Genomic DNA, 26,553 nt, shown 5'->3' with positions numbered 1-26,553 from the left:
TTTGACAGTAGTTTATCAAATTATTTGGTCAAAATCAAAGATACTAAACAGCTTCTGAAGGTGACGAGATTGTTTCTGCCAGCACGCTATATGGTGGCACCTTCAATTTATTCAATGTGACCTTACCCAAGTTAGGCATTAAGACCCACTTTGTTGATCCCGATGATCCGGAAAATTTCGAAGCGCCAATTAATGAACGCACGAAAGCGTTATACGTTGAAAGCATTGGTAATCCGGGCATTAATCTGGTGGATTTTGAGGCAATTGCTGAAGTTGCCCACCGTCATGGCATTATTTTGATCGTGGATAATACATTCGGGACGCCCTATTTGGTTCGACCGTTAGATCACGGTGCTGACGTCGTGGTTCATTCTGCCACTAAGTTTATCGGCGGCCATGGGACCACAATGGGTGGCGTAATCGTTGAAAATGGTAAATTTGATTGGAGAACCAGCGGCCGCTATCTGGGCTTTACTGAACCCAACGATCAATACAATGGATTAGTGTTCGCTGATTTGGGTGGGGCTGCGTTTACAACCAAGGTTCGCGCGGAATCATTACGGGATCTTGGGGCAACCATCAGTCCATTTAATTCCTTCTTATTGCTGCAAGGGCTGGAGTCCCTATCGCTTCGAGTTGAGCGCCACGTTGAAAATACGAAAAAGATTGTCAACTTCCTTCATCATCATCCAAAAGTCGCTTGGATTAACTATCCCGGACTTGAAGACAGCAAGTACCATGATTTAGCGGAACGCTATTTCCCCAAAGGAGTGGGGTCGATCTTTACCCTTGGCCTAAAGGGTGGCGAAAAAGCCGGCAAGCAACTCATTCAAAACTTGAAGTTGTTTTCATTGTTGGCGAATGTTGCTGACGCCAAATCACTCATCATCCATCCAGCTTCAACGACACATGCCCAACTTAATGAAGAAGAGTTGAAGGAAGCGGGAATCACCCCTGACTTGATCCGAGTATCAGTTGGGGTCGAGAATGCCGATGATTTGATTGCCGATCTGAGCCAAGCACTGGATAAGATCCCGGCCGATGTTCAAGATGCGGTTGGGGCTCCTCGGCCATAGGTTGAACCACGGTTTAGCCTCAGTATTCGAAACTTCAGCAGATTGGGATGAAAGGCAATTTAGTCCCAGAATTCAAGTGAAAAGGCGCTGCATTCTGTTTTTGTGGAATGCAGCGCCTTTTTGCAGCAATAACCGGGATGAAAGTATCGCTTATTCATTTTATCAAGTTTATGCGATAACTAATATAATTATGCAAGTAGATGTTAAGATAAAATGATTGTGAACAATCTAAAATATGTATATTATTTCCTAAATAACTGAATAAATATCTAAATAAAGAAATATTTATGAATAAACCAAAAATTACTTGCATTTATCTCATAAAAATTGTAAGCTATTTGCAATTCATTAATATTACATTCTTATGAATAGTTGTGAGGCGATTAGATGCAGGTAGCATTAGTAGGAATAACCGGATACGCAGGGATGGTTTTATACCAACTCTTACAGAAACATTCAGGTGTCACTAAGATCAATCTTTATGATCACAAGTTAACAGCACCCAGTGAATTGAATCAGGTGGTCCCGATCTTTCGCGGGGATCAGACAGAAGTCCTGCCATATGACGATGATGCCATCATTCAAAATAATGACGCTGTGTTCTTTGCGACGTCGGCTGGGGTAACCTCAAAGATTGCGCCAAAATACATGGCGGCTCACTTTCCAGTGATCGATTTATCTGGTGACATGCGGCTGGCAAGTGAAGCCCAATATACCAAGTGGTATCACAAACCGGCGGCACCGGCAAAATTTCTGCGGCAAACCCACTACGGTCTCGCAGACTTTGAATCTGCAAAGGGACAAACCTATATCGCTAATCCCGGTTGTTATGCCACCGCAACGTTACTTGGCTTGGCGCCACTCGTCCAGAATGATTTGATCGAGCCAGACAGCATTATTGTCGATGCCAAATCAGGAACCACGGGTGCAGGGAAAACACCCCATGCAATCACGCATTTCACTCAAGTAGATGAGAACTTACAAATTTACAAACCAAATCAGCATCAGCATATTCCAGAAATCATGCAGGAGCTGCAAAGTTGGAATGACCAGGTGCCTGCAATTCAATTTATGACAACCCTGGTGCCGATTAACCGCGGGATCATGAGCACGATTTACGCCAAGGTAAAAGCTGGGGTCAATGAAGATCGACTGACAAGCGCGTTTAAGGAAACATATACGAATAAGCATTTTGTTCAGTACACCGGCACGCAACTGCCAGATATCAAACAGGTTGTTGGAACGAACAATTGTAATGTCGGCTTTGTTTACAACCTAGTGACTCATACCATTACCGTGGCCAGTGTCATCGACAACCTCCTAAAAGGGGCTGCGGGCCAGGCGGTTCAAAATTTCAATCAACTATTTAACTATAAAGAAACTGAAGGCTTGGACTTACAAACGTTCCTGCCTTAATCAAAGGAGATCGATAGGATGCAAATGACAAGTAAAGATTCAATTAACATCACCGCTTTTACATGGCCCGCAGGATTTGATTCTGATTCAACTCATGCAGGTTTAAAGGAAGAACAAGACGATATGGGCTGGATTTATTCCGAAGTTCCGGCCAGTGCTGCGGGCGTTTATACGACCAATCAATTTCAGGCAGCCCCAACGAAACTAACCAAGCAAACGATCAATTTGAAACATCAACTGCAGGCAGTCGTGATGAATAGTGGCAATGCCAATTCTTGCAATGGTGCTCAGGGTCAAACCGATGCCCTCAAGATGCAGGCGTTGTCTGCCGATAAGCTCAAGATTGGAAAAGACTTGGTCGCGGTTGCCTCAACCGGTGTGATTGGTGAGCCGCTGCCGATGGACAAGATTGAGGCCGGCATTAGCCAACTTCATTTATCACAATCTGCCGGCATTACCAAAGCCATTTTGACCACTGATACCCATCCCAAAACAATTACCGTGAAGTGTTTAATTGATAATCAACCAGTGACTTTGACCGGATTTTGTAAAGGATCAGGGATGATTCATCCCAACATGGCAACAATGCTCGGATTTGTGACGACTGATGCCGCAATTGATGGTCAGCAACTGCAATCGATGCTCAGCACCACCGTTGATGAGACTTTCAACCAAATCACCGTTGATGGCGATACGTCGACCAACGACATGGTGATGGTCATGGCCAACGGGGTGGCAGGCAACGAGCCGCTGACTGAATCTAGTGAAGATTATCCGACCTTTGTGAAGGCGTTCAAGTTGGTTCTCACTCATCTTGCCCAAGAAATTGCTGGGGACGGTGAAGGCGCTTCTAAACTGGTCGAGGTCAATGTGACCGGCGCGTTCAATCATCTTGAAGGCCAACAGGTTGCCAAGGCAATTGTTGGCTCCAACCTGGTCAAGGCAATGATTTTTGGTGCTGATGCCAACTGGGGCCGGGTGATGCAGGCAATTGGCCAAACAACCGCTCACGTCGACATTGACGGGGTCAGCGTTTCAATCAATGGCATGCAGATGGTGGCAAATAGTATCGCCACCGGGATTGAAGATGCAAAAGTTTCCGCCAGTTTGAAAAACAGCAAGGTTGTCATTGACGTTGACTTGAATGCCGGGTCTGCCGAAGGAACTGCCTGGGGTTGTGACCTGACTTATAAGTACGTTCAAATTAATGCATCGTATCGAAGCTAGAAGGTGATTGGATGACTCAAACGATTGTGATTAAAATCGGCGGCAATGCCACAAATCATTTATCAGAAACGTTTTATCAGCAGTTAGCCGACTGGCATCAGGCTGGCAAACAAATCTTGATTGTTCATGGTGGCGGCCCCCAAATTTCGGAATGGAGCACCAAACTTCATTTACCCGTCAGCAAAATTAATGGAATTCGAGTGACCGGACCAGAAACTTTAAAGGTGACGCAAGCCGTATTGTTGGGGCTTGTTCAACCATTGCTGTGCCAGCACCTGGCTGATCATCATTTGCCTGCGATGAGTTTGAATGCTGCGGGGGTTCCCGCCATTCAAGGCGACTATCTTGACCAGGCTGTCTACGGGGAAGTCGGCCAAGTGACGGGGGTCAACCGCAATTACATAAATCAAGTCTTGAATCGGCAAATCGGTGTCTGTGCCCCTTTGGCAGTGGCAGAAAACGGCAAGCTGCTTAACGTGAATGGCGATGTTGCTGCGGCCGGAATTGCCCGCTTACTTGGTGCTGAGAAGCTCGTATTACTCACAGATGTTCCGGGCGTCATCGTGGCCGACCACGTTGTTGGGCAATTGACCCAGACCACCGCTAAGCGTTTATTTAAAGCTAAAGTGATCAAGGCGGGCATGCAGCCTAAGATTACCGCCGCATTTGATGCCCTCAAAAATGGCGTGAAAGAAGTCGCCATCACCAATGAATTAAAATGTTCCGGAACCAGTTTGACAAAGCAGGTTGCAATTTAAAGGAGACAATTAATCATGGAGAACATTTTTCCAACGTATCAACAATATCCAATGGAAATCGTTGCTGGTCACGACTGGCACTTGACTGATGACAGTGGTAAGACTTATCTGGATTTCACCAGTGGCATCGGCGTTTGCAGTTTTGGCTACAGCAATTCGTTGATCAAGCAACAAGTGACTGATCAACTGGGCAAAATTTGGCATACGTCCAATTTGTATCCAAGTGCTTTACAGGACGAGGTGGCCAAGCAATTGTGTCCACAAGGGATGCTGGCTTTCTTTTGTAACTCCGGCACTGAATCGAATGAAGCGGCGTTTAAGCTTGCTCGTAAGTATACTGGTAAAAGTAAAGTGCTGGCGTTTAATAATGGGTTCCACGGCCGCACATTTGGATCAATGTCGTTAACTGGCAATCCTTCGATTCAAGCAGGCTTTGCGCCCATGGTTCCGGGGATCACCTTTGCGGACTACAACGATTCCCACGCGATCGACCAAATTACAGACGAGTTTGCTGCGGTTATCTTGGAAGTGATTCAAGGTGAGGGTGGCGTCAACTCTGGCAACGCTGACTGGCTGCACGCGGTCTCAGAAAAGTGCCATCAGGAAGGTGTCCTGTTGATCATCGATGAAGTTCAAACAGGGATTGGGCGAACGGGCACTAAATTTGCTTATGAACAATTTGACATGGATCCGGATATTATTACCAGTGCCAAGGCTCTGGGAAATGGGCTGCCAATTGGCGCGATGCTTGGTAAGCAGAAGTTGGCGAGCGCATTTGGGCCGGGAACTCATGGCACGACGTTTGGTGGTAATAAGTTAGCCCTATCTGCTGCCAAAGCCGTTTTGACCCAGTTAACCCCAGAATTTTTGACCCAAGTTCAGCAAAAGAGCCAAGTTGTGTTCAAGGCAATCCAAAAGCGTGTTGAACCATTACCCGTTGTTGCCAGCATCAGTGGAAAAGGGCTAATGATTGGGATTCATTTGAGTGATGACGTTCAAGTTGCAACGGTGATTGCTAAATTGCAGGCGGCGGGGATGCTGACGTTGCCGGCTAATCATAATACCTTGAGATTGTTGCCACCGCTGGTGATGAGTGAAACGGACCTGCTGGCAGGAATTGCCAAAATTGCGCAAGTTCTGGAGAATATGAGTGCCACAGTTAAGGAACAGGTTTAACAACAATTGATTGAGATTGTAGAATAAATTAAAAGAGTGGTCCGAAAAGCCATTTCAGCCATTGAAGGTTGAAACTACTTTTCGGACCACTCTTTTGTAATTGATAACGGGGCAGGCCAAATAAAGGAAGTCTAAGAATCGCTTGTTTAATCATTTGACCCCAAAATATGGCACATTAATCTGTTTTTTGACACTTACTTATATTTTACTGCTGTCCCATAAGCTGCAACCGACTGCATGTCTGCGCCAATTGAACCGGAGTCAAACCGCATCATGACGACCGCGTCTGCTCCCATTTTCTTGGCATTATCTTCCAGTCGTTGGACCGAAATGTTTCGGGCTTCGTCAAGCATTTTGGTATAATCCTTGATTTCGCCACCAACGATATTTTTCAAACCAGCGCCGATGTTTCGAACAACGTTTTTTGATTGGGTAGTGAGGCCAAATACCTCGCCGATCACGTCGTATTCTTTGCCGGGGATGTGTTCAGTTGTTGTAATGATAAAATTGTCACTTGCCATGATGATCTCCACCTTTGTTAGGATAGGTACACTTTAAGTATATCGAAAGGCTGGTTGTTGGCAAGCAAAAGGTAGAAAGATCGTCCTCAACGCACGGCATTGTGGGGTAAGCCATTTATGCCGCCAGACCGGCTATCTTCGGCTGATTTCGACCATGTAAGCAAAACAAGCAGGGCATCCAAAATCAGATGCCCTGCTTGTTCCAATTGAATCTGGGATGAAACCGCCTCTCGCCCCGATTCTGTCGTTAAACGCCAAGATCGAAGCAACGGTTTTTAGCCCCTGCATCGTGAAGACGCTAATGTGGTTTAGAAAGACTGTCATCACTCTGCAGTCATATTATAACGTGGGTCAAATTGGTTTACAAAAATGATCGACTATTTGGCTTCTTTGGCTTGAGCTGCCTGGGCGAGGATATTTAAGTAGTTAAACGGGCGATCAAATTGCGGCTGGAATAGCATGTCGACCATCGCCAAGTCATCAATTGTGTTCTTATTTTGGATGCAAACTGACAATGTATTTGCAGACTGGGAGACATCATGCGTACTTAATAAGGAGCCACCAAGAATTCTGCGGGATACGGGATCGTAGACTAAAGACATCAAGACCGGTTCGGTGCTGGGCATAAATTCTGGCCGGTAGTTGTCTTTAACAATGACTTCGTGCGCATTCATTCCCCGCTGAGTTGCGGCGGCCATCGTCATGCCGGTTGAAACGATTGTTTTGTCGTATAGTTTAAGTCCGGATGATGACTGAGTGCCCATATATTTGACGGTTGGTTTAACGATATTTTTGCCAACCAGGATTCCTTGGCGAACGGCATTGGTTGCCAGGGGAACGTAGGAGAGGCTGTGAGTTGGATTATAGTGAACGGCCGCACTATCACCGGCCGCAAAAATATCCGGATTAGAGGTCTGCATGTAGTCGTTGGTAATAAGCGCACCATTTTCAGTCATTTCCAATTCGCCTTTGAACAAATCGGTATTTGGTCGGAAACCAACGGACATTACAATTAGATCGGTCTCGTAAGTCCCCTTGGTTGTTTTGATCGTCACGGGGCCGTTACCAGAGATCTCTTTGACCTGTTGATCCAAGCCAAGGGTCACCCCGTGATCAGCGAAGTCACGTTCCACAACACTTGTAAACTGTTCGTCAAAATACTTGCTCATCACTCGGTCAGCGCCATCGAGTAATGTGACTTCATGGCCAGTGGTACTGTAAGCTTCGGCCAATTCAGCACCAATGTAGCCACCACCAATGATTGTGATTCGTTTCTTTGAAGGGGCGGTTTCAAATAATTTTTGCGCATGATTCCAGTTCTTGCAAAGATAAACATTTGGATTGTCGACCCCTTTGATTGGGGGGATAACTGGCCATGAGCCAGAAGTGACAACCAATTTATCATAAGAATCTTCGAAGGTTTGATTCGTTTCTAAATTGGTGACCGTGATTGTTTTTTGACGTGGCACCACTTTGGTGACCTCATGATTCATTTTGACGGTTGCCCCCAGCTTACTCAGCTCATCCGGGCTTGAATAAAAGAGGCCTTGGGGATCTTTAACTTGGCCGCCCAGGTAGAGCGCAATCCCGCAAGATAGAAACGAAATATTGTCATTTTTCTCGTATACCGTTACTTGAGCATCCGGATTTTCTGATAGAATAGTCTTAATAGCGAAAGTACCAGCATGTGTACAACCAATAACCGCGATTTTCATAGTGATTTCCCCTTTGGTAGATATAAAAGCACAAATTATATTTGTACCTTAATATTACAAGGATTGAAAGCGATGTCAATGCCGAATCCATAGGAATTTAAGCTGAAATATAAGCGGCTTTGAGGCGGTATTTTTATCGGTTGTTATCCTGCCTAAAATATTGAATTTTAATCATCGAAAAATGATTGAGGATAAGCGAATCGATGGGATTGGGGTTGAACTTTAATGTAACCCAAAATGTCTCAGAGTGGTTAATCCTGACAGGGTAGTAGGCATAGTTTTGGTAACCTTGATTGTCGGCCGTGAATTTCAGGGTAACGTGATTTGCATCTTTTAAAAAGTGATAGGTATGTTTATCAGCACTAATTTTCTTGAGTTGAGCAGTGTTGTGATGGCTGACCTCCTTATTCAAGTATGTTTGAGTAAACTTTTCAGCATCGTCGTCGAAGGAGATCATTCGGACGGCCACATAAGCAACTGTGGTCATGAGGACAACGATTGAAATCTTCCATATTGGCTTCATTACTTAATTACCCCATTACTTAATTGATGGCATCTACTCTGTCGATAATTTGTTAAAATGTCAATACCCTCAGGCAGATGTGGGAAAAAGTTTGTTGAATCTTAAAAAATTGATGGATTGCGTTGAACAGGAGAAAAAATTGAAATTTAATTGGCAAAATACTGAACATGATCCTAAAACACTGAAAAAGTTTTTGAATGGCCATGGGATTAGTCATCGGATGTATAAAATCGTGAAAACTGACGGCCAAGTTAACGTTAATGGTCAGGCCATCAACGACGCGACTCGGCTAAAGGTGGGTGATGTCGTGGAAGTTGTCTTACCTGATGAACAACCTGATCCGGGGGTTGCGGTGAGTGAGCAGCCAATCAAAGTGATGTATGAAGACGATAATTGGTTGGTGGTGGATAAGCCGGCTGGATTAACGGTGGTCCCAGGCCCCGCGAATCGGGAAGATACCCTGGTCAATCGAATTAAGTATCATTTAGTTTCGGAACAGGCCGCCAACTTGGTCCCACACATTATTACGAGACTTGACCGCTTTACCAGTGGAATCGTTTTAGTTGCCAAGCACCGCCTGGCCAATAGTCTGGCGAATGAAATGCTTGCCCAAAAGACGCTTCATAAAGAGTATGCGGCCGTTGTCTCTGGTAGTGGCCTTGAAGAACACGGCCTGATCGACAAGCCGATTGCTAAAGATCCTGATGGTTACGGTCAGCTCATTTCAGATACGGGCAAGCCTTCTCAGACGGAATATTGGGTGGAACGTGAATTTAATGATCGGACGTTAGTGAGGGTGGTTCTCCATACAGGTCGGACGCACCAAATTCGGGTTCATTTTGCGGCCATTGGACATCCCTTATTGGGAGATGAACTGTATCAGGGACCAATGAATTTAGGAATTGAGCGGCAAGCACTGCACGCTGCCAGCTTGAAATTTAAGGACCCTTTTTCCAAAGAGCAGCTTCATTTTAAAAGTCAACTCCCAGCCGATATTTTGAAGGTTATCGATTAGAGAAGTACTCATCTCGTGCACAACTGAACGTTGCTGTTAAAGCAACTTCTTGTATTATAAAAATAATGATTAGAATTCAATGAAAGCGACACCATTTTCGTTGCCTTTTCCCCCAGTCATGTTATGATTACATCATCAATTGAAGGAGGAGACTAGAATATGTCTACCAATAGTGAATCGGATCAGACGATTCAAAAAATTATTGCTGAAATGGAAACGAATTTAGCCGTACTAACATGGATGAAGGACACTGCAGATAATAAGGAAGCTCAAGAACACATTCGTGCACTCAAGGCCGATTTGTTGAAGGCCAAGACTGATTTGATTAAGGCATAATGATAACTTTGCTTTTGGATAGGCACTAGTTTTAAACGACTGAGATCAAAATTAAAGAATGAATCATGGCATCTTACTGATATAATAAATCGGTGGGGTGCTTTTTTTGTAGAGTGCGAGACCAAGCGGTTAATAACCGGAGCATAAGTCTCCCTAGCCATAAATTCCGGTTTTGGGGATTTTTGGCTAGGGTGCTTATGCGCAGGTTATTGCTTGGTCGAGCACGTTTCCACTAGATAGTGGGAGAAGGGATGCTGCTTAGATGCAAGTCATTGCGTGTTGAAGCACGTTTCCACTATGTAGCTAGGGTGCTTATGTGTAGGTTATTGCTTTGTGGAACACGTTTCCACTAGATAGCGGAGAAATGGTAGATGCAAGTCATTGCGTGTTGAAGCGCGTTTCCACTATGTAGCTAGGGTGCTTACGTGCAGGTTATTGCTTGGTCGGGCACGTTTCCACTACAATCTAGCGTATCTAATCAGTTGAATGTTTACCAATTAAAATAATCGTCAGGAGGCTCACCATGGTTGAAGAAAAAACAGCAATTTGTTTCATTGACCATCAACGACATATGGAAATTGATGGTCGTTATTTAAAAAATCTCGAACCAGCGACTCGAAACCTGATTAAGGGGGATTATCCGACCGCTAAAATTACGGATTTTATTTGCGATCATGATCTGCTCAAATATCAGTTGATGCGGGTTGATGGGATGATCAATTCCGATGTGAAGCAAACTAAAAAGATTAATCATCGGCTGACTAAGGCGATGCAAAGTGATGATTATGACATTGTTGACGTGAATGATAATTTGGCTAAAAGTTTGACGTTTGGCCAAAAGGTTTCGGATGCAGTTGCCCGGTTTGGTGGTAGTTGGGGATTTATCGGTATTTTCAGTTTTGTGTTAATTGCGTGGATGCTAATTAATGGTTTGCAATTATTTGGGATGCATTTTGATCCGTTTCCATTTATTTTATTAAACCTCGCATTAAGCTGTATTGCCGCCATTCAAGCTCCTATCATCATGATGAGCCAGAACCGAGCCAGCGATCGCGATCGCATGAATTCTGAAAATGATTACCATGTGAATCAGAAATCCGAACATGAATTACGAATTCTTCATGCAAAGTTGGATAACTTAACGCAAAACCAACTGCCGCATTCTCTGGAAATTCAAAAATTAGAGATTGAAATTTTGGGGCAAATCCGCACTGAACTGGACTTAATTCAGCGCAATCAGCCTGGAAATGTCAAAAGGGAACTGGATGAAAACAATTCCGCTGATCATGAAAGCAAAAATGAAAAAGACACCAAGTAAATCCCGTACTTTGACAAGCTATGAAAAAATCTGTAAGATAATGTGTAACACTATCACTAACTAACAAATGGAGGATTTTTTTGATAACCGTTAGAGAAGCACAACAAGATGACGCCGGGCAGATAGCCCCGCTAATTGATATTATTTTTGATGAAATGGAACTGGATGAATTAGACGACGTTCCCGAACCTGGATTAGCCAAGGTCATCACGAGGGCTTACCAGACAGATACTTATCTGTCCAGTAAGGCATCCACCGTGGTGGCCGAGGCCGATGGTCAAGTTGTTGGGGTAGTATTTGGCTACCCCAGCGAAAACGAGGACGATATCAACAAGGTTCTGATCAATTTATCAAAGAAGAGTGCCGATTTTAAAGAACCGTATATCCCTGATTCCGAGACCCATTCCGATGAATGGTATCTGGATTCAATCGCCGTTGATCCTAACTATCAAGGCCACGGAATTGGTAGCAAGTTGCTTGCTGCAGTTCCACGCATGGCGTTGAATGATGGCAAATCAGTGATCGGTTTGAACGTTGATTTCGAAAATCCCGAAGCAAAAAAATTGTATGAGCGCAAAGGTTTCAAAACTGTGGGCACCAATGTCATTGGTGATCACTTGTATGATCATATGCAAAAAGCAGTCCAAGAACGAAACTTATTGTCAGTTTAATTTAACAATAATGAGAGAAGCTGGAGTTTATTTTCCAGCTTCTTTTTTGTCATATATAATTGACACCACCTGATTTTAAGTTTATATTGTTGTCGATGACATATATATGTGACAAAAGGAGATCGGTATGATGAATCGAGTGCGGGAGTACCGAAAGTTAAATAAATTGTCACAGTTTGAACTGGCTGAAGCAATTGGGGTTGCCAGACAGACAATTAATCTGATTGAAAACGACAAATATAACCCATCGTTGAAGCTATGTATCCTGTTAGCTGAAACGCTGGGAACAGATTTGAATACATTATTTTGGAAGGTTGGCGAAACTGATGAAGAATAAGGAAGGCATTTTAATGAAGATAATGAGGTATTCTTTTAGCATCCGTGGCGTTTTAGATGAGCATAATCTCCAAGTTGTGAATCGAATTGCGACAAATGGGTTCATGTACCTATGGATATACACAGCAGTGGCGAACATTGTAATGTTATTTCTCCCAGAAGCGATGATCACCCATTCTTTTACCATTGGTTTTGTATTTATTAATATACTTGTAGGCTTTGGTGGTGTCAGCATGTATATGAGCCATCAGATATCGAAAATGAAGCTCAACTACCAAGAAGTGTCAAAAGATGAATATCCTAACGCAGTTCGGCGGGCATATCGCCATGGGGCTTGGTGGGGGCTTCTCTACGGAATTTATGTATATTTGATTACTGCCCCTTTTAATGGCTTTGCTTCCTGGTTTACGATTGGTCTCACCCTTTTCATTATTATCGTGTCTTGGACGAGTGACACGCAGCGAGAAATTGGCCATATTGTTAAAATTCATTAATTTAAAAAAGTTTGTTAGCGTGAAAGGCAAAAATTATTAATACGAGGCGATTAAAATGAAAGCTTCAGAATCTTTTGGTATCAAAATGATGAAATGGTTTTATGGGGTTCCCAGACCCCTTGATGAATATGCCCGCCAGGAGTTGAATATTTTGGTAGAACGATGCGGACAAAATATTTCAAGTAACCAAATCCTAATTGCATCTCCAGAGTGATTTGTTATAATGAGATTTCGATCATTAATCTGAAAGGAAACCACTATGGAAGACAATATCAAACTGGGCGATCCAGTTTTCAATAAAATGCTATTTGTGTTGGACAAAGCCGTTAACGAGAAAAATCATCGGGACTATCGGTTCGATAACGAGGAACTGATTCAGATCAGTGATGGTATTTGGGCCATGCCAGCCTACATGAAGGACGATGATGACTTCAGCTTATTCTTTATCATTACTGAAATTGAGGACGGCCATACAGTGTTGGCCTTTTCCACTGGTGACAAGAAAGATGATCAGTTTTCATTAAGTGAGCCGATGATTACCGGCGAAGGCCTCAATCAATTGGTTGAGCACGACAAGGATCGGGCCGCTTCAATTTTACATTTCATCAACCAGATTTCTAAGGCTGATGAGGGGAACTGGCGAATGGTCGAATAAGGGTTGCATTTATTTGCGAACTTGATAGACTAATCTTAATTCTAAATTTTCAGGAGATTGCTATGAAACTCACATTGGTTGAATCAGCTCAACGCATTAATAGCCGGCCAGACGTTATCTGTGACTACATCAATAATGGCCTTGTGCCATCCCAGCCGCAGCTGGCAGCTGATCCTTTGCTGGATGAGACGGATATGTATTGGTTGGACTTGGTGCACTGTTTTATCCAAAACGGTTCGTCAATTGAAGAAGTTAAACAGTTGATAAAGCGTTGCAATATCTAGTCAAAACGATTGTTAAATCTTTAATCCAATGATATTCTAGGCATAGAGGGTATCGGCACCCTGTATAGTAATTAATTAGATTGTCGTTTGTATAACTGTTAGATTGCACAAGTGATATGACAAAAAGAGTTCCATCGTGCGAACAGAAGCACTTTGAGTATCCAGTTGTAAAATTGGATCAGTATTCGAGTATGAACGAAAAGAAATTTGATTAAAACCGATGGGGTGCCGATATTTCTCTGGAGAACTGTAGCGAGCTTGGGCTTGTTATGGTTCTTTTTTGGTTTTGGGAAATATCGACATCAGATTTTTATGCTACCTAACAAAAATGTTGAACTGTTATGGAAATTATCCGTCAGTAATGTAATAATAGATTCAGATTGGAGTGATTAGTTTATGGAAAACCATAATCACGAAGAAGTAGGCGGTAATCGATTTTTCTGGGTTACGGTCCTAAATGTTGTTATTACAATTGCTGAATTTGTGGGCGGCTTTCTTTCAGGAAGTCTTTCATTAATATCCGACGCGTTTCATAATTTGGGTGACTCCTTCTCAATCGTATTTAGCTACATTGCCAGTCGAATTAGCAAGCGACGCCAAAATGAACGCAATACCTTTGGCTATAAGCGAGCAGAGATTATTACAGCCTTTCTCAATTCAATTGCTTTGGGACTTATCTGTGTTTTTTTGATGATTGAAGCGGTTAAGCGAATTAGCAATCCACAACCAATTAACGGTGATTTAATGTTAATCATTGCGATTATTGGGTTGGTAGCCAATTTGCTGTCGGCATTTTTATTGAATGCGGGCTCCAAGAGCAACTTGAATATGCGGGCAACTTATCTGCATATTATGAGTGATGCGTTATCATCGATTGCAATTATTATTGGCGGTGTCTTAATTGACTTGTATAATTGGACGTTGGTTGACCCAATTGTCACCATTTTGGTAGCTCTGTACATTATTTACGAAGCACTGCCAATTATTCGGCAAACGGCAAGAATATTAATGCAGGGGGCCCCAAGTATCGATTACGCAGCCATTAAGCGCGACCTGCTGCAAATTGATGGCGTTTTCAGTGTGCATCACGTTCACGCTTGGTCAATCGATGAAAATAACATTATTTTTTCGGCTCATGTTAACATGCACGATATGAAGATTAGTCAGGCTCAACCGATTTATTTGGAAATAACAAAGATTTTGAAGAATAAATATCATATTTGCCATGTGACAATCCAAGCGGAGACAACGCGAGGAGAAGACGAAGATATTATTTACGATCGTGGCAATGATATTCCGTAAAATAGGAGATTATGCAATAAATGACCCCAATGAAAGAGGACTATTTAAAAATAATTTTTGAACTTGGTGGCGCTAATAAGCTGGTCAGCAATAAACAAATTGCGATTAGCTTGAATATTGCTGCCGGTTCGGTAACTGAAATGGTCAACAAGATGGTGGACGAAAAGCTGGTTGAACACGAACCGTATTCGGGGGTTCGACTGACTGCCAAAGGGATGAAATACGCGGAGGAACTGGTTCGCAAGCATCGAATTTGGGAAGTCTTTTTGACAAATACCCTGCACTTTGATTTGCCAGATGTCCATGATGAGGCAGAACGCCTCGAACATGTGACGAGCGACAAAATGATCGATCATTTAGATGACTTTTTGGGGCATCCCAAGCGTTGCCCCCATGGCGGTGTCATTCCCGATAGAAATGGTCATTATCAAAAAGATCATGATAAGATCTTAACGGAGGCCAAGGATGGCGAAACGGTAACGGTGAATAGGTTCATTGATAACCACGACCTGCTGACATTGTTGGGCGACATTAAGTTGGATATTGGTGACAAGCTGAAAATAATCTCTCATGACCCATTCGAAGGTTCAGTGACGGTGGATAACGTCACGGATAAAAAACAACTGGTGATCGGGTATAAGACGGCGCATTATGTGTTTGTAAAGTAGAAGTGTGCGGAACAAAGCGGTTAGAAGTCGGAGCATAAGTCTCCGCAAGTGAGAATTCCTGGTTCTGGAATTTTCACTTGCGGTGCTTATGTGCAGACTTCTGCTTTGTGAAGCACTACTCGACTATGTAGTTGGGGAATCGTCCCTGGTTTTGGGGCTTACAAATAAGGTGCTTATGTGCAGGTTATTGCTTGGCGAAGCACTACTCGGCAATGAAGTGGCGAACCATCCCAAATATCAACAAGGAACTGGGAATGACTTATCTCCCAGTTTTTCTTTATGAGGTGAACAAATGGCTGATCAACAAAAAAATTACGATCATTTGGTAATTAATACCTGCGTTTTGGCTGGAACGATTATGATCGAATCGGGTTCCGAAATGACCCGGGTAAACGATACTGTCCTGCGGATTGCCAGAAACGCCGGCTTGAAGGATGCAAACATCTATGCCACTTTGACGGGAATTATTGTTTCTGGTGGCGTTGATGATGTTGGTGCCCAGGTTGGTTCAATCGACAAGCGGGTCTTAGACATGGAGAAGGTCGCCAAAGTCAACGAACTTTCCCGTGAGTACGCAGCTAAGAAAATTGATATTGAACAATTTTACGATGATCTCAAGAACATCGACCGCTTAGTGGCAATGTTTCCGCTTTGGGTTCAATTACTGGGTGCTGGATTGGTGAGCGGCTCGCTGGTGGTCGTCTTCCAGAACAACCTGCCAGATTTTGGCATCACGTTCTTAGTTGGGATGATTGGTTGGGCAGTGTTATATTTTCTAAATATCTATGTTCAAATCCGATTCCTAAGTGAATTTATTGCGGCCATGACGGTCGCCAGCCTAGCAATTTTATCCGTTAAGTATGGTTTTGGGATTAAAGCCGACGACATTATCATTGGGTCATTAATGCCGCTTGTGCCGGGGATCCCGTTAACGAATGCGGTTCGGGATGCGTTATCCGGTAATTTGATTAGTGGCCCGGCCCGCGGGATTGAGGCACTGATTAGTGCCTGTGCGTTAGGGTTCGGCGTGGCGATTGCCTTGCATTTCTTTTAAGGGGAATTAAATGACTTTTTTTATTATTAAATGTATTTGCGTCTACCTTTCCGGGATTGGCTTTGGGTTGATTGTCAATTTACCCCATCGTGCGCTGAATATTGCCGGCATCAACGCTACAATTGGCTGGCTGGTCTACTATTGGATATTTAGCACCTGGGGAGGCCTCGGTGCGCCCAACTTTTTCGGCGGCTTAGTGATCGGAATTTTATCAGTCATCATTGCCCGCTGGAAAAAGATGCCGAGTATTTTGTTTGATGTTCCTGGATTGGTGCCGTTAGTTCCGGGTGGCCAGGCGTATAACTCAATCAAAAACTTCGCCCTTGGTAATTACCAGGTTGCGTTTAATTACCTGTCAGAAGTGGTTTGGATTGCCGGTTCGATTGCTTTAGGCTTTATTGTCGCAGAACTGGTTAATAAAATTAGACAGAAGATTCGAAGGGTCCAGGCACGAAATTAGGTCGCCATCCAATCCGGTTTAGTGAGAAAATTTTTTCTTACTGAACCGGATTTTTTGATTGACATGGCATTAATCGGGAGTATTACCAATATCAATTCACAACTGAGGTTGGCCATGTGAAAATTAAATAGAAAAAAACAAGCAGCCATCTTCTGATTGATTTCAGAGGAAGCTGCTTGTTTTGGACTGACAAATTTGATTACCTTAAAATGCCAAAGACGAAACTAATCATTAAAATGATCAGTACAATACTGGTAATGACAACGTATAACATATCGTGTTCTTTATAGAACGAATAAATTGATACCACTACGCGCAATATTGGGGTCAGAATTAAACAAAAGATGCCCAGCATCATGATTGAGTAAGGTTTGAATGTCATCAACCCTTTACCAATCTCCGTGAAATCAGTCGGGTATTGATTAGCTGAAAAGCCAGTTTGACCAGTGACGATTAACAGGATAAGTCCCAGTAACATAATCGCCGCTGAAATGATGACCCCAATTTGAAGAATCTTGCCGATGATAATTTCGACATCGGCCATTTCTTGATTGACAGACTCGTTTGGTTTTTTCATCGTCAGATTCCTTTCATAAACATTTGAATTCCAATGTAGAGCAAGATTGGGACAAAGACCATCCGAATGACTCTAGCCGAAAGGTGTTGCATGACCCGGGATCCAATGGTGGCGCCGACTAGAATTCCTAATGCCAGCGGGACGGCAATTTCGGGCTTAATTGAGCCGTTAAAGAAATAGACGGTCGCACTGGCAGCTGCAGTTACCCCCATCATCAGGTTACTGGTCGATGTTGACGCCTTGAGCGGCATTTTCATAACGGTGTCCATCGCAATCACTTTGAACGCCCCAGAACCGATCCCAAGCAGGCCACTTGCAATACCGGCACCATACATGACGGCCAGTCCGCCAGGGATATGTTCAACTTGATAATCGACCTTCTTCATCATTTGCTTGTCATAATAAGAACTGTCCAAACGAAATTTTGCTGCAAGGCGGTCCGGCTTTGCCCGGTGAAGTAATTCAGTATGGGTAATTAATTTACGGATCATATTGTATCCAGAGAATAATAGCAGTAACCCAAACAAAATATAAAGATATTTTGGATCAATCACCCCGGTTAATAAAGCACCACTTAAAGCACCCAGGGTCGTGGCGATTTCCAGAAACATCGCGACTCGCAGATTGAGCACCTCGTCACGTAAATAGGCGATGGTTGCTCCGGAACTGGTCGCAATCACAGCCACGATGCTGGCACCAATTGCGTATTTGATATCAACTCCCATCAGTAGCGTCAAAATGGGGGTCAGGATGATGCCGCCGCCAAGGCCTAAAATAGCCCCGGCGATCCCGGCAAAACAGCCGATGGCAATCATTAACAGCGCATAATTAATCAATTTCATTCACTCCCAATCATTTGATTAAACTAACGTCACAAATTATACACTGCCCAAAGCTTAGTTTTCATTAAAAATCTGTCAAACGAAAAAATCACCAGGCTGGTTGTGATATACTCGAAATTGAGTTTAGATAAGAGAGGATTGTTGAAGATGTATGGGAACGAAGATTACATGCTGCTGCAAAGGGATCCCAACCGGATCATCAAGCTGATTGTCAGCTTGTGCATTACCGCGGTGCTTTCCGTTTCAGTGGCATTTAATTTTGATTATTTGCAATTTTTAGATTCAATTTTCACAACTGCGATTCAAGGATCCGCTCCCAGTGAAGGACTTGAAAAGTTTTATTTGATGGTGTCTTTTTTTGCTGAGCCGAAAATGGATATTTTCTGGATATTCATCATTGCGTTTTTTCTTTGGGGATTTAAATACAAAGTTCCCGCGTTATGGGCGATATTCACGCTTGGCTTTGGGGACATCATTGGCGCTGTCGTTAAGCAGCTGATTCGTCGACATCGGCCACCACTTCATCTTGGCGTTGACAGTGGTTACAGTTTCCCCAGCGGCCATGTGTTGGGGGTCTTCCTCGTGATTTCTATCATCTGGATCGTGGTGGTACCAGTCATCGACCACGCTTCGGTTCGGTTTATCATTCGGGCGTTGATGATTGTCTGGCTGATTCTAGTCATGTTTTCGCGGATCTATTTAAATGCCCATTATCCAACTGACACGCTTGGCGCTGCTTTGGTGGCTTATTGCTGGTTGTTGGTTTCAGAAATGCTGTACATCAACTATGCTCCCAAAGTTGCCAGATATCGGTTTGTGATCCATACCAAGATTTAAACAAGGAGTTACCCATGGTAGAAAATTTTGCGACCAACCATCTCACAATCCGCAAGCTTCAAATGACGGATTTTGACGATTACTACCGGCTGATTTCATATCCGGAAGTTGCTGCTGGAACCGGATTTAGCTTGATTGGCAATCAGAAAATGATCGAAGAAGCTGTGAAAGGCCAACTTCAGGCACCCAGGTCATTTGGCCTTTATCTTGCAGACCAGTTAATTGGGGCAGTTCTTTTTTTCACAGCTATTGGCGAGGATCATCTACCAGATCCTTTTCGAGTTGAAATGAGCTATTTTCTAGAACCGACTTATTGGCATCAGGGCTTGATGACCGAAGCACTTACTGAGATTTTGGCTCAATTACCCACTCAAATAACGGTCACTGCGGCAGCTTTTAGCGACAATCTGGCATCGATTGCCCTTTTAAAGAAGCTGGATTTCAAGCAGGAAACGCAGATCCATGATCCCATTTCCGGACGGGATAAGTTGCTGTTTATTTCAAGTCAAGCTTGATAACAGGTTCAAAATTTGTCATTTCCGGCGAATAGCGTTACACTTTTTACAGTTTAAAAGCTGAATAAATTAATTAATCGATATATTCGAATAGAGGCGCGTTCATTATCAGTATGTTTCAGGAACTTGAAAAGAAGTGATGACTGAAACAAAAAGGGATGAACGCCGAAATGACCGGTGACTTTTCACATGGGTTGTTGGGACTTAACTTAACAGGTTAAGGACTGTCGTGGTGGATGCCACGGAGCGCTATGCAGATGTTGACAAACACCTATCGTCTCTTTCAATGTATTTTGAAAGGGGCGTTTTTAGTTTATTGGAAGCTTTTAGAGCTCCGCAAAGCAATAACCTGCACATAAGCACCACAACCAAAAATCCAAACCCAGGATTTCTGGTTGTGGAGACTTATGCTCCGGTTATTAACCGCTTTGCTTTGCTCACTTTTTAGGACAGCTCCTCCAGGCAGCAACCTGCACGTAAGCACCACCGAGAAAAATTCCAGAATCGGGAATTCTCCTCGATGGAGACTTACACTCCGATCTCTAACCGCCTGGATCCGCTCACTTTTATATTTAGGAGACGAAATCATGAAGGAAAATTCAAATGAAGAACCGAACGGTCACGTGCAACGGGGGTTAAAAGCCCGCCACGTTTCGATGATCGCTTTAGGTGGCTGTATTGGAACTGGTTTATTTGTTGCCAGTGGATCTGCAATTAGCCAGGCCGGGCCCGGTGGGGCATTAACCGCCTATGTCCTGATGGGGATGATGGTTTACTTTTTAATGACCAGCCTTGGTGAAATGGCCACCAACATGCCGATTTCTGGTTCGTTTGCTGCTTATTCAGCTAAATATGTTGATCCAGCACTCGGATTTGCAATGGGGTGGAATTACTGGTTCAACTGGGCAATTACCGTTGCCGTTGATATTAGTACGGCCGCTCTGGTAATGAAGTTCTGGTTACCAAATGTGCCCGCTTGGATTTGGAGCGCGATTGCGTTGCTCCTGATCTTCTTAATCAACGCGATGTCAGTCAGCACGTTTGGAGAAACTGAGTTCTGGATGTCACTGATCAAAGTCGTCACCATCGTCATCTTTCTAATTGTTGGGACGTTAACCATTTTTGGTATCATGGGTGGTCATTTTGTTGGAATGCGTAACTTTTCAATTAAGCAGGCACCGTTTGTTGGTGGGGTTCCGGCAATTTTGACCGTTTTCGTGGTTGCCGGTTTCTCATTTCAGGGGACTGAACTAGTTGGAATTACTGCTGGTGAATCAAAGGATCCTCAGCATAGCGTGCCAAAGGCGATTAATGAGGTATTCTGGCGAATCATTTTATTCTATATTTTGACCATTTTTGTGATCGCTGCAATTATTCCTTATACCAGTCACTCCCTGCTAGGTTCCAGTGCAACGGACATCGCCATCAGTCCCTTTACGCTGGTCTTTCAGCGGGCAGGACTCGCAGCTGCCGCAAGTATTATGAACGCTGTTATTTTGACGTCGGTCATTTCATCAGCCAATTCAGGGATGTATGCTTCAACTCGGATGCTGTATTCATTGTCCAATAGTGGTTATGCTCCCAAGAAACTTGGTGAAACGGCAGCCAACGGGATTCCTTATTACTCACTGCTTGTGACAACCGCCGTTTCATTATTGACCTTCATTTCAAGTATTGCCGGCCCGAAGCTCTACATGTGGTTAGTCGCAGCTTCCGGTTTAACTGGTTTTATTGCCTGGTTTGGAATAGCCATTTCACACTATCGATTTAGACGGGCGTTCATCAAGCAGGGACACGATTTGAGTGAATTGAAATATCACGCGAAGTTATTTCCATTTGGACCGGTACTGTGCTTAATTTTATGTATTTTGGTTATTGTCGGCCAAAATCCAAGTGCGTTTGCCAGCTTTGATTGGAAACAAATTTTGGTCACTTACATGAGTGTGCCATTGGTTCTGATCCTTTATATCGTCTATAAACTGAAGCATCACACGAAAATCATTCCGCTTGAAAAAGTCGACGTTTCCCCAGCTCATAAGGATGAAGATTTGTCGAAATTAAACGAAAAATAAAGCTCAATTTTAAAATTGGTCTATCCATTTGGATGGGCCTTTTTTTATTTATTAGTCATTATAACTTGCCATGTCCCCTGCATGTTTGGTAGAATCGACTTAATTGGTATATTTAATAAATGAGGTGGCAAATATGACAAAAAAGTTTATGTCTAAAGGAAAATTCCGCAGAATGATGGAAGTTTCCGATGATAAAGGAATCATCAATGCAATGGCGCTAGATCAGCGTGGATCGCTTGTTAAAGGTATGAAAAAAGCTTCCGAGAAATACGGAAAAACTTTCACAATGGATATGGTCTACGATTTCAAGAGAATCGTTTCCGGTGAGTTGAGTGCCTTAAGCTCTGCGGTCTTATTAGACGAACAGATGGGCTTTAAAGGGATTGAGGCTAAGAGCCCTGACACCGGTTTGATTATGTCTTACGAAAAGACTGGCTACGATGCTGACACACCTGGCCGCTTACCTAGCTTGATTCCAGAACAATCAGCCCAAATTATGATTGAACGCGGTGCCAATGCTTTAAAGGTATTGGTTTACTACAATCCTAATGACCCGGATGAAATCAACGATGTGAAAAAAGCCTTCGCAGAACGCTATGGGACTGAAGGCCTTGCTGCCGAAGTACCAACCTTCTTCGAAATTGTCACATACGATGATAAGTTGGATAGCAAGTCCTTGGATTTTGCAAAGATCAAGCCTGAATTAGTTTTGAAATCAATGAAGGAATTCACGCAGGACAAATACCACATTGATGTTTTGAAAATGGAAGTGCCATTTAACCCAACTTATGTTCAAGGCTGGACCGATAGTGATGAGTACGCCTACACTGAGGATCAGGCCAAGGGCTACTTGAAAGAGTTGAGTGCCGAAGCAACGCGCCCATACATTTTCTTGAGTGCTGGTGTGCCGACACCAATCTTCCAGCGTGAGTTGAAGCTGGCTGGCGATGCCGGTGCCAAATTTAACGGTGTTTTGAGTGGCCGGGCAACTTGGCTTGAAAGTGTTGACATCTGGATTAAGGATGGCGAAAAAGGCTTGGTTGATTGGCTGAAGGACAAGGGTACCAGAAACGTGAAGGAATTGACCGAAATCTTGGGTCAAAATGCAACCCCATGGTTTGACGCATACGGTGGAATGGATAATATCGAAGTCGTGGATACTTCCAAGATTAAATAATTTACACAAGATGTTGAACCCATCCTCCTGAACTAGTACAATATGTTGAGTGACTTAATGAATTTCACTGAATGTAAGGGGACTAAACATGCTTGTACTAGCTGGAACAATTGGCGCTGGGAAGACTTCACTGACCCAGATGCTATCGAAACATTTGGGAACGCCCGCATATTATGAATCTGTTGAACATAACCGGATCTTGCCGCTTTTCTATAAGGATCCCAAAAAATACGCGTTTTTACTCCAAATTGACTTCTTGAATCGTCGGATGGATGACATCAAGAAAGCTTGGCAAAATGATGAGAGTGTTTTGGATCGCTCGATTTTTGAGGACTCATTACTCTTTCATTTGAACGCCGATCTTGGTCGGGCGACTGAAACTGAAGTGGACATCTATGATTCCTTGCTGAAGAACATGATGCAGGAACTCCCAGAAACGCCTCACAGTAAGAATCCCAATCTGTTGATTCATATCAATATTTCGTTTGAGACGATGTTAAAACGGATTCAAAAGCGTGGCCGTTCGTTTGAACAGATTGATAATGATCCAAGCCTGTATCAATACTATAAAGATTTGAACGAACGTTATCAAAAGTGGTTTGCCGATTATGACAAGTCGCCAAAAATTCAAATTGATGGTGACAAGTATGATTTTGTTGAAAACGATGCGGATAAACACAAGGTCATCGATTTAATCGACCAAAAGATGGCGCAATTAGCGATTTAGCACCTTGTGATTTAATCAATGATTCGCTATAATCAAGTACAGATAAAACGTTTTGTGCCTATTAAGTAGACTTCAGAGAGACAATGGTCGGTGAAAATTGTCGTCGAATATTCCAGCACAAGCAAACGGGCGAGCAATGTCGCACGGTGTATGCCGTTACCATACTAGAGAGCTTAACCACGAGTAACTGGTTAAGAACTTGGGTGGTACCGCGAAAAGGATCCTTCGTCCCAGTGATGAAGGGTTCTTTTTTTGTAGAGTGAGCCAAGAAGCGCTTTGATCCCAGAATATAAGCCAGTTAGCCGAATATTGTGGGTTTCAATATTGGGCTAACTGGCTTATATGGCCGGGATCAGCTTCTTGGTTCACGTTTCAGCGACAATCGCCTTAACTGGCCGGGGTCAGCCTTTACAAGCACGCTTCAGCAATATCTGCGAAAAAATTTCCAAAAACACCAACATTCCAAGGAGGACAATATGTTAGACATCAAGCAAATTAGAAAAGATCCAGATTTTACCAAGAAGAAGTTAGCAACCCGGGGTATTAAGCCTGAAACCATTGATGAATTGTTAGGCTACGATGCCAAACGTCGTGATTTAATTGTTGAATCAGAATCTTTGAAAGCAACGCGAAATGAAGTTTCAGAAAAAATTTCCCACGCAAAACGTAACAAGGAAGATGCCAGCGATGCGATTAATCAGATGAAGCAAACGGGCCAAAAGATTAAAGCACTCGATGATCAATTGAAGAAAATTGAAGAAGACGAACACGATCTTGCTGCTCATTTCCCAAACATTCCAGCCGATGGCGTGCCGGTTTCATTGACTGAAGAAGGCTCTGTTGAACTTCGGAAAGTTGGCACGATTCCATCATTTGGGTTTAAGCCTAAACATCACTGGGATATCGGTGAAGATCTTGGAATTCTCGATTTTGAACGGGCAGCAAAAGTTTCCGGCAGCCGGTTTGTTTATTATATCGGTGACGGTGCCCTGCTTGAACGAGCAGTTTATAATTTCTATCTTGATCAAAATACGGCCGCTGGTTATCAAGAGGTCATTCCACCATATATGGTTAATGATGCTTCAATGTATGGAACTGGGCAATTCCCTAAGTTTCTGGAAACTAAGGCCGGCTACGAGTTGACGGGCACTGATTTGACGATGATTCCAACCGCTGAGGTCCCATTGGTTAACTATTATCGAGATGAAGTGATTCCAGAAGAAAAACTGCCAGTTTCATTCACAGCGCTCAGCCCAGCCTTCCGTTCCGAAGCCGGGAGTGCCGGTCGAGATACAAAAGGATTGATTCGGCTTCACCAATTTAACAAGGTTGAGATGGTTAAATTCACCAAACCGGAAGATTCGTGGGATGCGTTGGAACAAATTACGCATCAAGCTGAAGATAACTTGAAAAAGTTAGGCCTTGCTTATCACGTTATTACGTTGACCACCAGTGACATGAGCTTCACAGCCGCAATGACCCATGACTTGGAAGTTTGGTTCCCGGCACAGGATAAGTACCGGGAAATTTCCAGCTGTTCAAATACGACGGATTTTCAAGCTAGGAGAGCCCATATCCAATACCGGGATGAAGATGGCAAGCTTCACTTTGTCCACACCTTGAACGGCTCAGGATTGGCTGTAGGCCGAACTGTGGCTGCAATTCTAGAAAACTATCAAAACGAAGACGGTTCTGTCACGATTCCTGAGGTGCTTCGCCCATATATGCATGGCAAAGAAAAAATTGAAAAGCAAAAATAATTAAATAATCTGCAGTAAAAAATACGTATTTAATAAATGTAACCCATAAAACGTTCTTTTATTGGTTACCGGTCTTACTTAGATCCCCCATCTTTGTTTGGTCCGTTTACCATTCCCCAGTATGTCGAATCCAAGATGACCCACCATTTTGGAGGAGAACTGGAAGGCAAGGAGCAGAAATGTTCCTTGTCTTTTTTGGTTTGAGGTGTTCAGTGGGGTACTTCGGTCTGAATTTCAGCGGGATTTTATTATAAGAGTCCAAGCTTGTGGCTAGCAGTCTTTTTAGAACACATATATCCATCAGTCAAAATAGGCGTTTAAAAGCATCACACCATGCAAAAAACGATATTGACTGAATTAATTCGAAAAAACCGCAAATTGGACTAGTAATGTTTTCCCGGATAGGATATAATATTTTTTGTCGGAAAATAACCTGACGAAGCAACTGTTAAGCCAGCAAAGAATTTTAAATTACTTCTTGACTTGAGTTGAGTGGTAATGGTAAAATTTAATAGTTGTGTTGATGGTGTTACTACCAACATGTAACAAGTAGTTTCATGGAGGATTAGCTCAGCTGGGAGAGCATCTGCCTTACAAGCAGGAGGTCACAGGTTCGATCCCTGTATCCTCCATATGAGCCGTTAGCTCAGTTGGTAGAGCATCTGACTTTTAATCAGAGGGTCGGCAGTTCGAGACTGCCACGGCTCATTGCCGGTTTTTTACAATGCGGGCGTGGCGGAACTGGCAGACGCGCTAGATTTAGGTTCTAGTGTCTTATGACGTGGGGGTTCGAATCCCTTCGCCCGCATAGGTACTAGATGCCTGCATATTATTGTTTTGCCGACTTAGCTCAGTTGGTTAGAGCGCTTCACTAGTAATGAAGAGGTCGGGCGTTCGAATCGTCTAGTCGGCATTTTGCGGAAGTAGTTCAGTGGTAGAACATCACCTTGCCATGGTGGGGGTCGCGGGTTCGAATCCCGTCTTCCGCTTCAATCAAATTTCATTGGTTGTTGTGTCACAAGTTTAATTGAATAACTATTT

Annotated in this window: 28 protein-coding genes, 5 tRNA genes, 1 pseudogene and 1 riboswitch; of the genes and pseudogenes, 29 read left to right on the top strand and 5 right to left on the bottom strand. The window is 43.4% G+C overall.

Features of this window, described 5'->3' with window-relative positions; all coding sequences use genetic code 11:
- Positions 1–50: 50 nt before the first annotated feature.
- The 5 genes and pseudogenes from FD12_RS11490 to FD12_RS11470 form a co-directional block, all read left to right on the top strand.
- Positions 51–1,076, top strand: a pseudogene (locus FD12_RS11490) (O-acetylhomoserine aminocarboxypropyltransferase/cysteine synthase family protein); the annotation flags it as partial.
- A 387-nt stretch (positions 1,077–1,463) separates the two neighbouring features.
- On the top strand, positions 1,464–2,492 hold the full coding sequence (gene argC, locus FD12_RS11485) for an N-acetyl-gamma-glutamyl-phosphate reductase (RefSeq protein ID WP_056983253.1): 1,029 nt from the start codon (positions 1,464–1,466) through the stop codon (positions 2,490–2,492).
- An 18-nt stretch (positions 2,493–2,510) separates the two neighbouring features.
- Complete coding sequence (argJ, locus tag FD12_RS11480; RefSeq protein ID WP_056983252.1) at positions 2,511–3,719, top strand: bifunctional glutamate N-acetyltransferase/amino-acid acetyltransferase ArgJ; 1,209 nt, start codon at positions 2,511–2,513, stop codon at positions 3,717–3,719.
- Positions 3,720–3,730: 11 nt separating this feature from the next.
- Positions 3,731–4,477, top strand: a complete 747-nt coding sequence (gene argB, locus FD12_RS11475) for an acetylglutamate kinase (RefSeq protein WP_054748893.1) — start codon at positions 3,731–3,733, stop codon at positions 4,475–4,477.
- A gap of 15 nt (positions 4,478–4,492) precedes the next feature.
- On the top strand, positions 4,493–5,653 hold the full coding sequence (locus tag FD12_RS11470) for an acetylornithine transaminase (protein WP_054748892.1): 1,161 nt from the start codon (positions 4,493–4,495) through the stop codon (positions 5,651–5,653).
- A 194-nt stretch (positions 5,654–5,847) separates the two neighbouring features.
- Here the strand turns inward: FD12_RS11470 and FD12_RS11465 are convergent, their stop codons facing one another.
- The 3 genes from FD12_RS11465 to FD12_RS11455 all read right to left on the bottom strand — a co-directional run bounded on the left by FD12_RS11465 (position 5,848) and on the right by FD12_RS11455 (position 8,412).
- Complete coding sequence (locus tag FD12_RS11465) at positions 5,848–6,174, bottom strand: heavy metal-binding domain-containing protein (RefSeq protein ID WP_056983250.1); 327 nt, start codon at positions 6,172–6,174, stop codon at positions 5,848–5,850.
- 377 nt (positions 6,175–6,551) lie between these two features.
- On the bottom strand, positions 6,552–7,889 hold the full coding sequence (locus FD12_RS11460; RefSeq protein ID WP_056983248.1) for an FAD-dependent oxidoreductase: 1,338 nt from the start codon (positions 7,887–7,889) through the stop codon (positions 6,552–6,554).
- A gap of 133 nt (positions 7,890–8,022) precedes the next feature.
- On the bottom strand, positions 8,023–8,412 hold the full coding sequence (locus tag FD12_RS11455; RefSeq protein WP_054748890.1) for a hypothetical protein: 390 nt from the start codon (positions 8,410–8,412) through the stop codon (positions 8,023–8,025).
- 139 nt (positions 8,413–8,551) lie between these two features.
- On the opposite strand from FD12_RS11455, the gene FD12_RS11450 reads away from it, so the two are divergent.
- The 13 genes from FD12_RS11450 to FD12_RS11400 all read left to right on the top strand — a co-directional run bounded on the left by FD12_RS11450 (position 8,552) and on the right by FD12_RS11400 (position 17,005).
- Positions 8,552–9,427 (top strand): RluA family pseudouridine synthase, encoded by an 876-nt coding sequence (locus FD12_RS11450; RefSeq protein ID WP_056983262.1) that lies wholly within the window; start codon positions 8,552–8,554, stop codon positions 9,425–9,427.
- A gap of 159 nt (positions 9,428–9,586) precedes the next feature.
- Entirely contained in the window at positions 9,587–9,763 is a 177-nt protein-coding gene (locus tag FD12_RS14060; RefSeq protein ID WP_164480515.1) for a hypothetical protein, read from the top strand.
- Between the two features lie 523 nt (positions 9,764–10,286).
- Positions 10,287–11,081: a DUF1003 domain-containing protein gene (locus tag FD12_RS11445; RefSeq protein ID WP_056983247.1), complete on the top strand. Its 795-nt coding sequence runs from the start codon at positions 10,287–10,289 to the stop codon at positions 11,079–11,081.
- 80 nt (positions 11,082–11,161) lie between these two features.
- A complete protein-coding gene (locus FD12_RS11440; RefSeq protein WP_056983245.1) occupies positions 11,162–11,752 on the top strand; it encodes a GNAT family N-acetyltransferase in 591 nt (196 codons plus the stop codon).
- Between the two features lie 130 nt (positions 11,753–11,882).
- Entirely contained in the window at positions 11,883–12,089 is a 207-nt protein-coding gene (locus FD12_RS11435) for a helix-turn-helix transcriptional regulator (protein WP_054748889.1), read from the top strand.
- Positions 12,090–12,102: 13 nt separating this feature from the next.
- A complete protein-coding gene (locus FD12_RS11430; protein WP_235809045.1) occupies positions 12,103–12,582 on the top strand; it encodes a DUF3278 domain-containing protein in 480 nt (159 codons plus the stop codon).
- A gap of 55 nt (positions 12,583–12,637) precedes the next feature.
- Positions 12,638–12,796 carry a DUF3278 domain-containing protein gene (locus tag FD12_RS13690; protein WP_082622251.1) on the top strand — a complete coding sequence of 53 codons (159 nt, stop codon included), beginning with the start codon at positions 12,638–12,640 and terminating at the stop codon, positions 12,794–12,796.
- 45 nt (positions 12,797–12,841) lie between these two features.
- Positions 12,842–13,237, top strand: coding sequence for a hypothetical protein (locus FD12_RS11425; protein WP_054748888.1), 396 nt, complete (start codon positions 12,842–12,844; stop codon positions 13,235–13,237).
- A 62-nt stretch (positions 13,238–13,299) separates the two neighbouring features.
- Positions 13,300–13,521: a MerR family transcriptional regulator gene (locus FD12_RS11420; RefSeq protein ID WP_054748887.1), complete on the top strand. Its 222-nt coding sequence runs from the start codon at positions 13,300–13,302 to the stop codon at positions 13,519–13,521.
- A 396-nt stretch (positions 13,522–13,917) separates the two neighbouring features.
- Entirely contained in the window at positions 13,918–14,823 is a 906-nt protein-coding gene (locus FD12_RS11415; RefSeq protein WP_056983242.1) for a cation diffusion facilitator family transporter, read from the top strand.
- 20 nt (positions 14,824–14,843) lie between these two features.
- Positions 14,844–15,491, top strand: coding sequence for a metal-dependent transcriptional regulator (locus FD12_RS11410; protein WP_056983241.1), 648 nt, complete (start codon positions 14,844–14,846; stop codon positions 15,489–15,491).
- A gap of 292 nt (positions 15,492–15,783) precedes the next feature.
- On the top strand, positions 15,784–16,545 hold the full coding sequence (locus tag FD12_RS11405) for a threonine/serine exporter family protein (RefSeq protein ID WP_056983239.1): 762 nt from the start codon (positions 15,784–15,786) through the stop codon (positions 16,543–16,545).
- Positions 16,546–16,555: 10 nt separating this feature from the next.
- Positions 16,556–17,005, top strand: coding sequence for a threonine/serine exporter family protein (locus FD12_RS11400; RefSeq protein ID WP_054748886.1), 450 nt, complete (start codon positions 16,556–16,558; stop codon positions 17,003–17,005).
- 199 nt (positions 17,006–17,204) lie between these two features.
- Here FD12_RS11400 and FD12_RS11395 read toward each other — a convergent pair whose 3' ends face one another.
- Both FD12_RS11395 and FD12_RS11390 read right to left on the bottom strand, forming a co-directional pair.
- Complete coding sequence (locus FD12_RS11395) at positions 17,205–17,582, bottom strand: DUF1634 domain-containing protein (RefSeq protein WP_056983237.1); 378 nt, start codon at positions 17,580–17,582, stop codon at positions 17,205–17,207.
- A 2-nt stretch (positions 17,583–17,584) separates the two neighbouring features.
- Positions 17,585–18,418 carry a sulfite exporter TauE/SafE family protein gene (locus FD12_RS11390; RefSeq protein WP_054748895.1) on the bottom strand — a complete coding sequence of 278 codons (834 nt, stop codon included), beginning with the start codon at positions 18,416–18,418 and terminating at the stop codon, positions 17,585–17,587.
- Positions 18,419–18,571: 153 nt separating this feature from the next.
- Here FD12_RS11390 and FD12_RS11385 point away from each other — a divergent pair, with 153 nt between their 5' ends.
- The 11 genes from FD12_RS11385 to FD12_RS11335 all read left to right on the top strand — a co-directional run bounded on the left by FD12_RS11385 (position 18,572) and on the right by FD12_RS11335 (position 26,501).
- Positions 18,572–19,261, top strand: a complete 690-nt coding sequence (locus tag FD12_RS11385; RefSeq protein WP_056983235.1) for a phosphatase PAP2 family protein — start codon at positions 18,572–18,574, stop codon at positions 19,259–19,261.
- 14 nt (positions 19,262–19,275) lie between these two features.
- Entirely contained in the window at positions 19,276–19,776 is a 501-nt protein-coding gene (locus tag FD12_RS11380) for a GNAT family N-acetyltransferase (protein WP_056983233.1), read from the top strand.
- Positions 19,777–19,859: 83 nt separating this feature from the next.
- A riboswitch (Lysine riboswitch) is annotated at positions 19,860–20,036 on the top strand.
- 327 nt (positions 20,037–20,363) lie between these two features.
- Positions 20,364–21,848 (top strand): amino acid permease, encoded by a 1,485-nt coding sequence (locus FD12_RS11375; protein WP_054747222.1) that lies wholly within the window; start codon positions 20,364–20,366, stop codon positions 21,846–21,848.
- A gap of 133 nt (positions 21,849–21,981) precedes the next feature.
- Positions 21,982–23,025, top strand: a complete 1,044-nt coding sequence (locus FD12_RS11370) for a tagatose 1,6-diphosphate aldolase (RefSeq protein ID WP_056983231.1) — start codon at positions 21,982–21,984, stop codon at positions 23,023–23,025.
- Positions 23,026–23,113: 88 nt separating this feature from the next.
- Positions 23,114–23,752 carry a deoxynucleoside kinase gene (locus tag FD12_RS11365; RefSeq protein ID WP_054747220.1) on the top strand — a complete coding sequence of 213 codons (639 nt, stop codon included), beginning with the start codon at positions 23,114–23,116 and terminating at the stop codon, positions 23,750–23,752.
- A gap of 476 nt (positions 23,753–24,228) precedes the next feature.
- On the top strand, positions 24,229–25,512 hold the full coding sequence (gene serS / locus FD12_RS11360; protein ID WP_056983229.1) for a serine--tRNA ligase: 1,284 nt from the start codon (positions 24,229–24,231) through the stop codon (positions 25,510–25,512).
- 559 nt (positions 25,513–26,071) lie between these two features.
- A tRNA-Val gene (locus FD12_RS11355) sits at positions 26,072–26,144 on the top strand.
- A 3-nt stretch (positions 26,145–26,147) separates the two neighbouring features.
- Positions 26,148–26,220, top strand: a tRNA-Lys gene (locus FD12_RS11350).
- A gap of 18 nt (positions 26,221–26,238) precedes the next feature.
- A tRNA-Leu gene (locus FD12_RS11345) sits at positions 26,239–26,320 on the top strand.
- A gap of 31 nt (positions 26,321–26,351) precedes the next feature.
- Positions 26,352–26,425: transfer RNA gene (locus FD12_RS11340), tRNA-Thr, on the top strand.
- A gap of 4 nt (positions 26,426–26,429) precedes the next feature.
- A tRNA-Gly gene (locus tag FD12_RS11335) sits at positions 26,430–26,501 on the top strand.
- Positions 26,502–26,553: the final 52 nt, after the last annotated feature.

The organism is Lentilactobacillus rapi DSM 19907 = JCM 15042 (genome assembly GCF_001436255.1).
GTDB classification, from domain to species: Bacteria; Bacillota; Bacilli; order Lactobacillales; family Lactobacillaceae; genus Lentilactobacillus; species Lentilactobacillus rapi.
The sequence above is the reverse complement of the archived record's forward strand: the minus strand, read 5'-3'. Positions and strand labels throughout refer to the sequence as shown.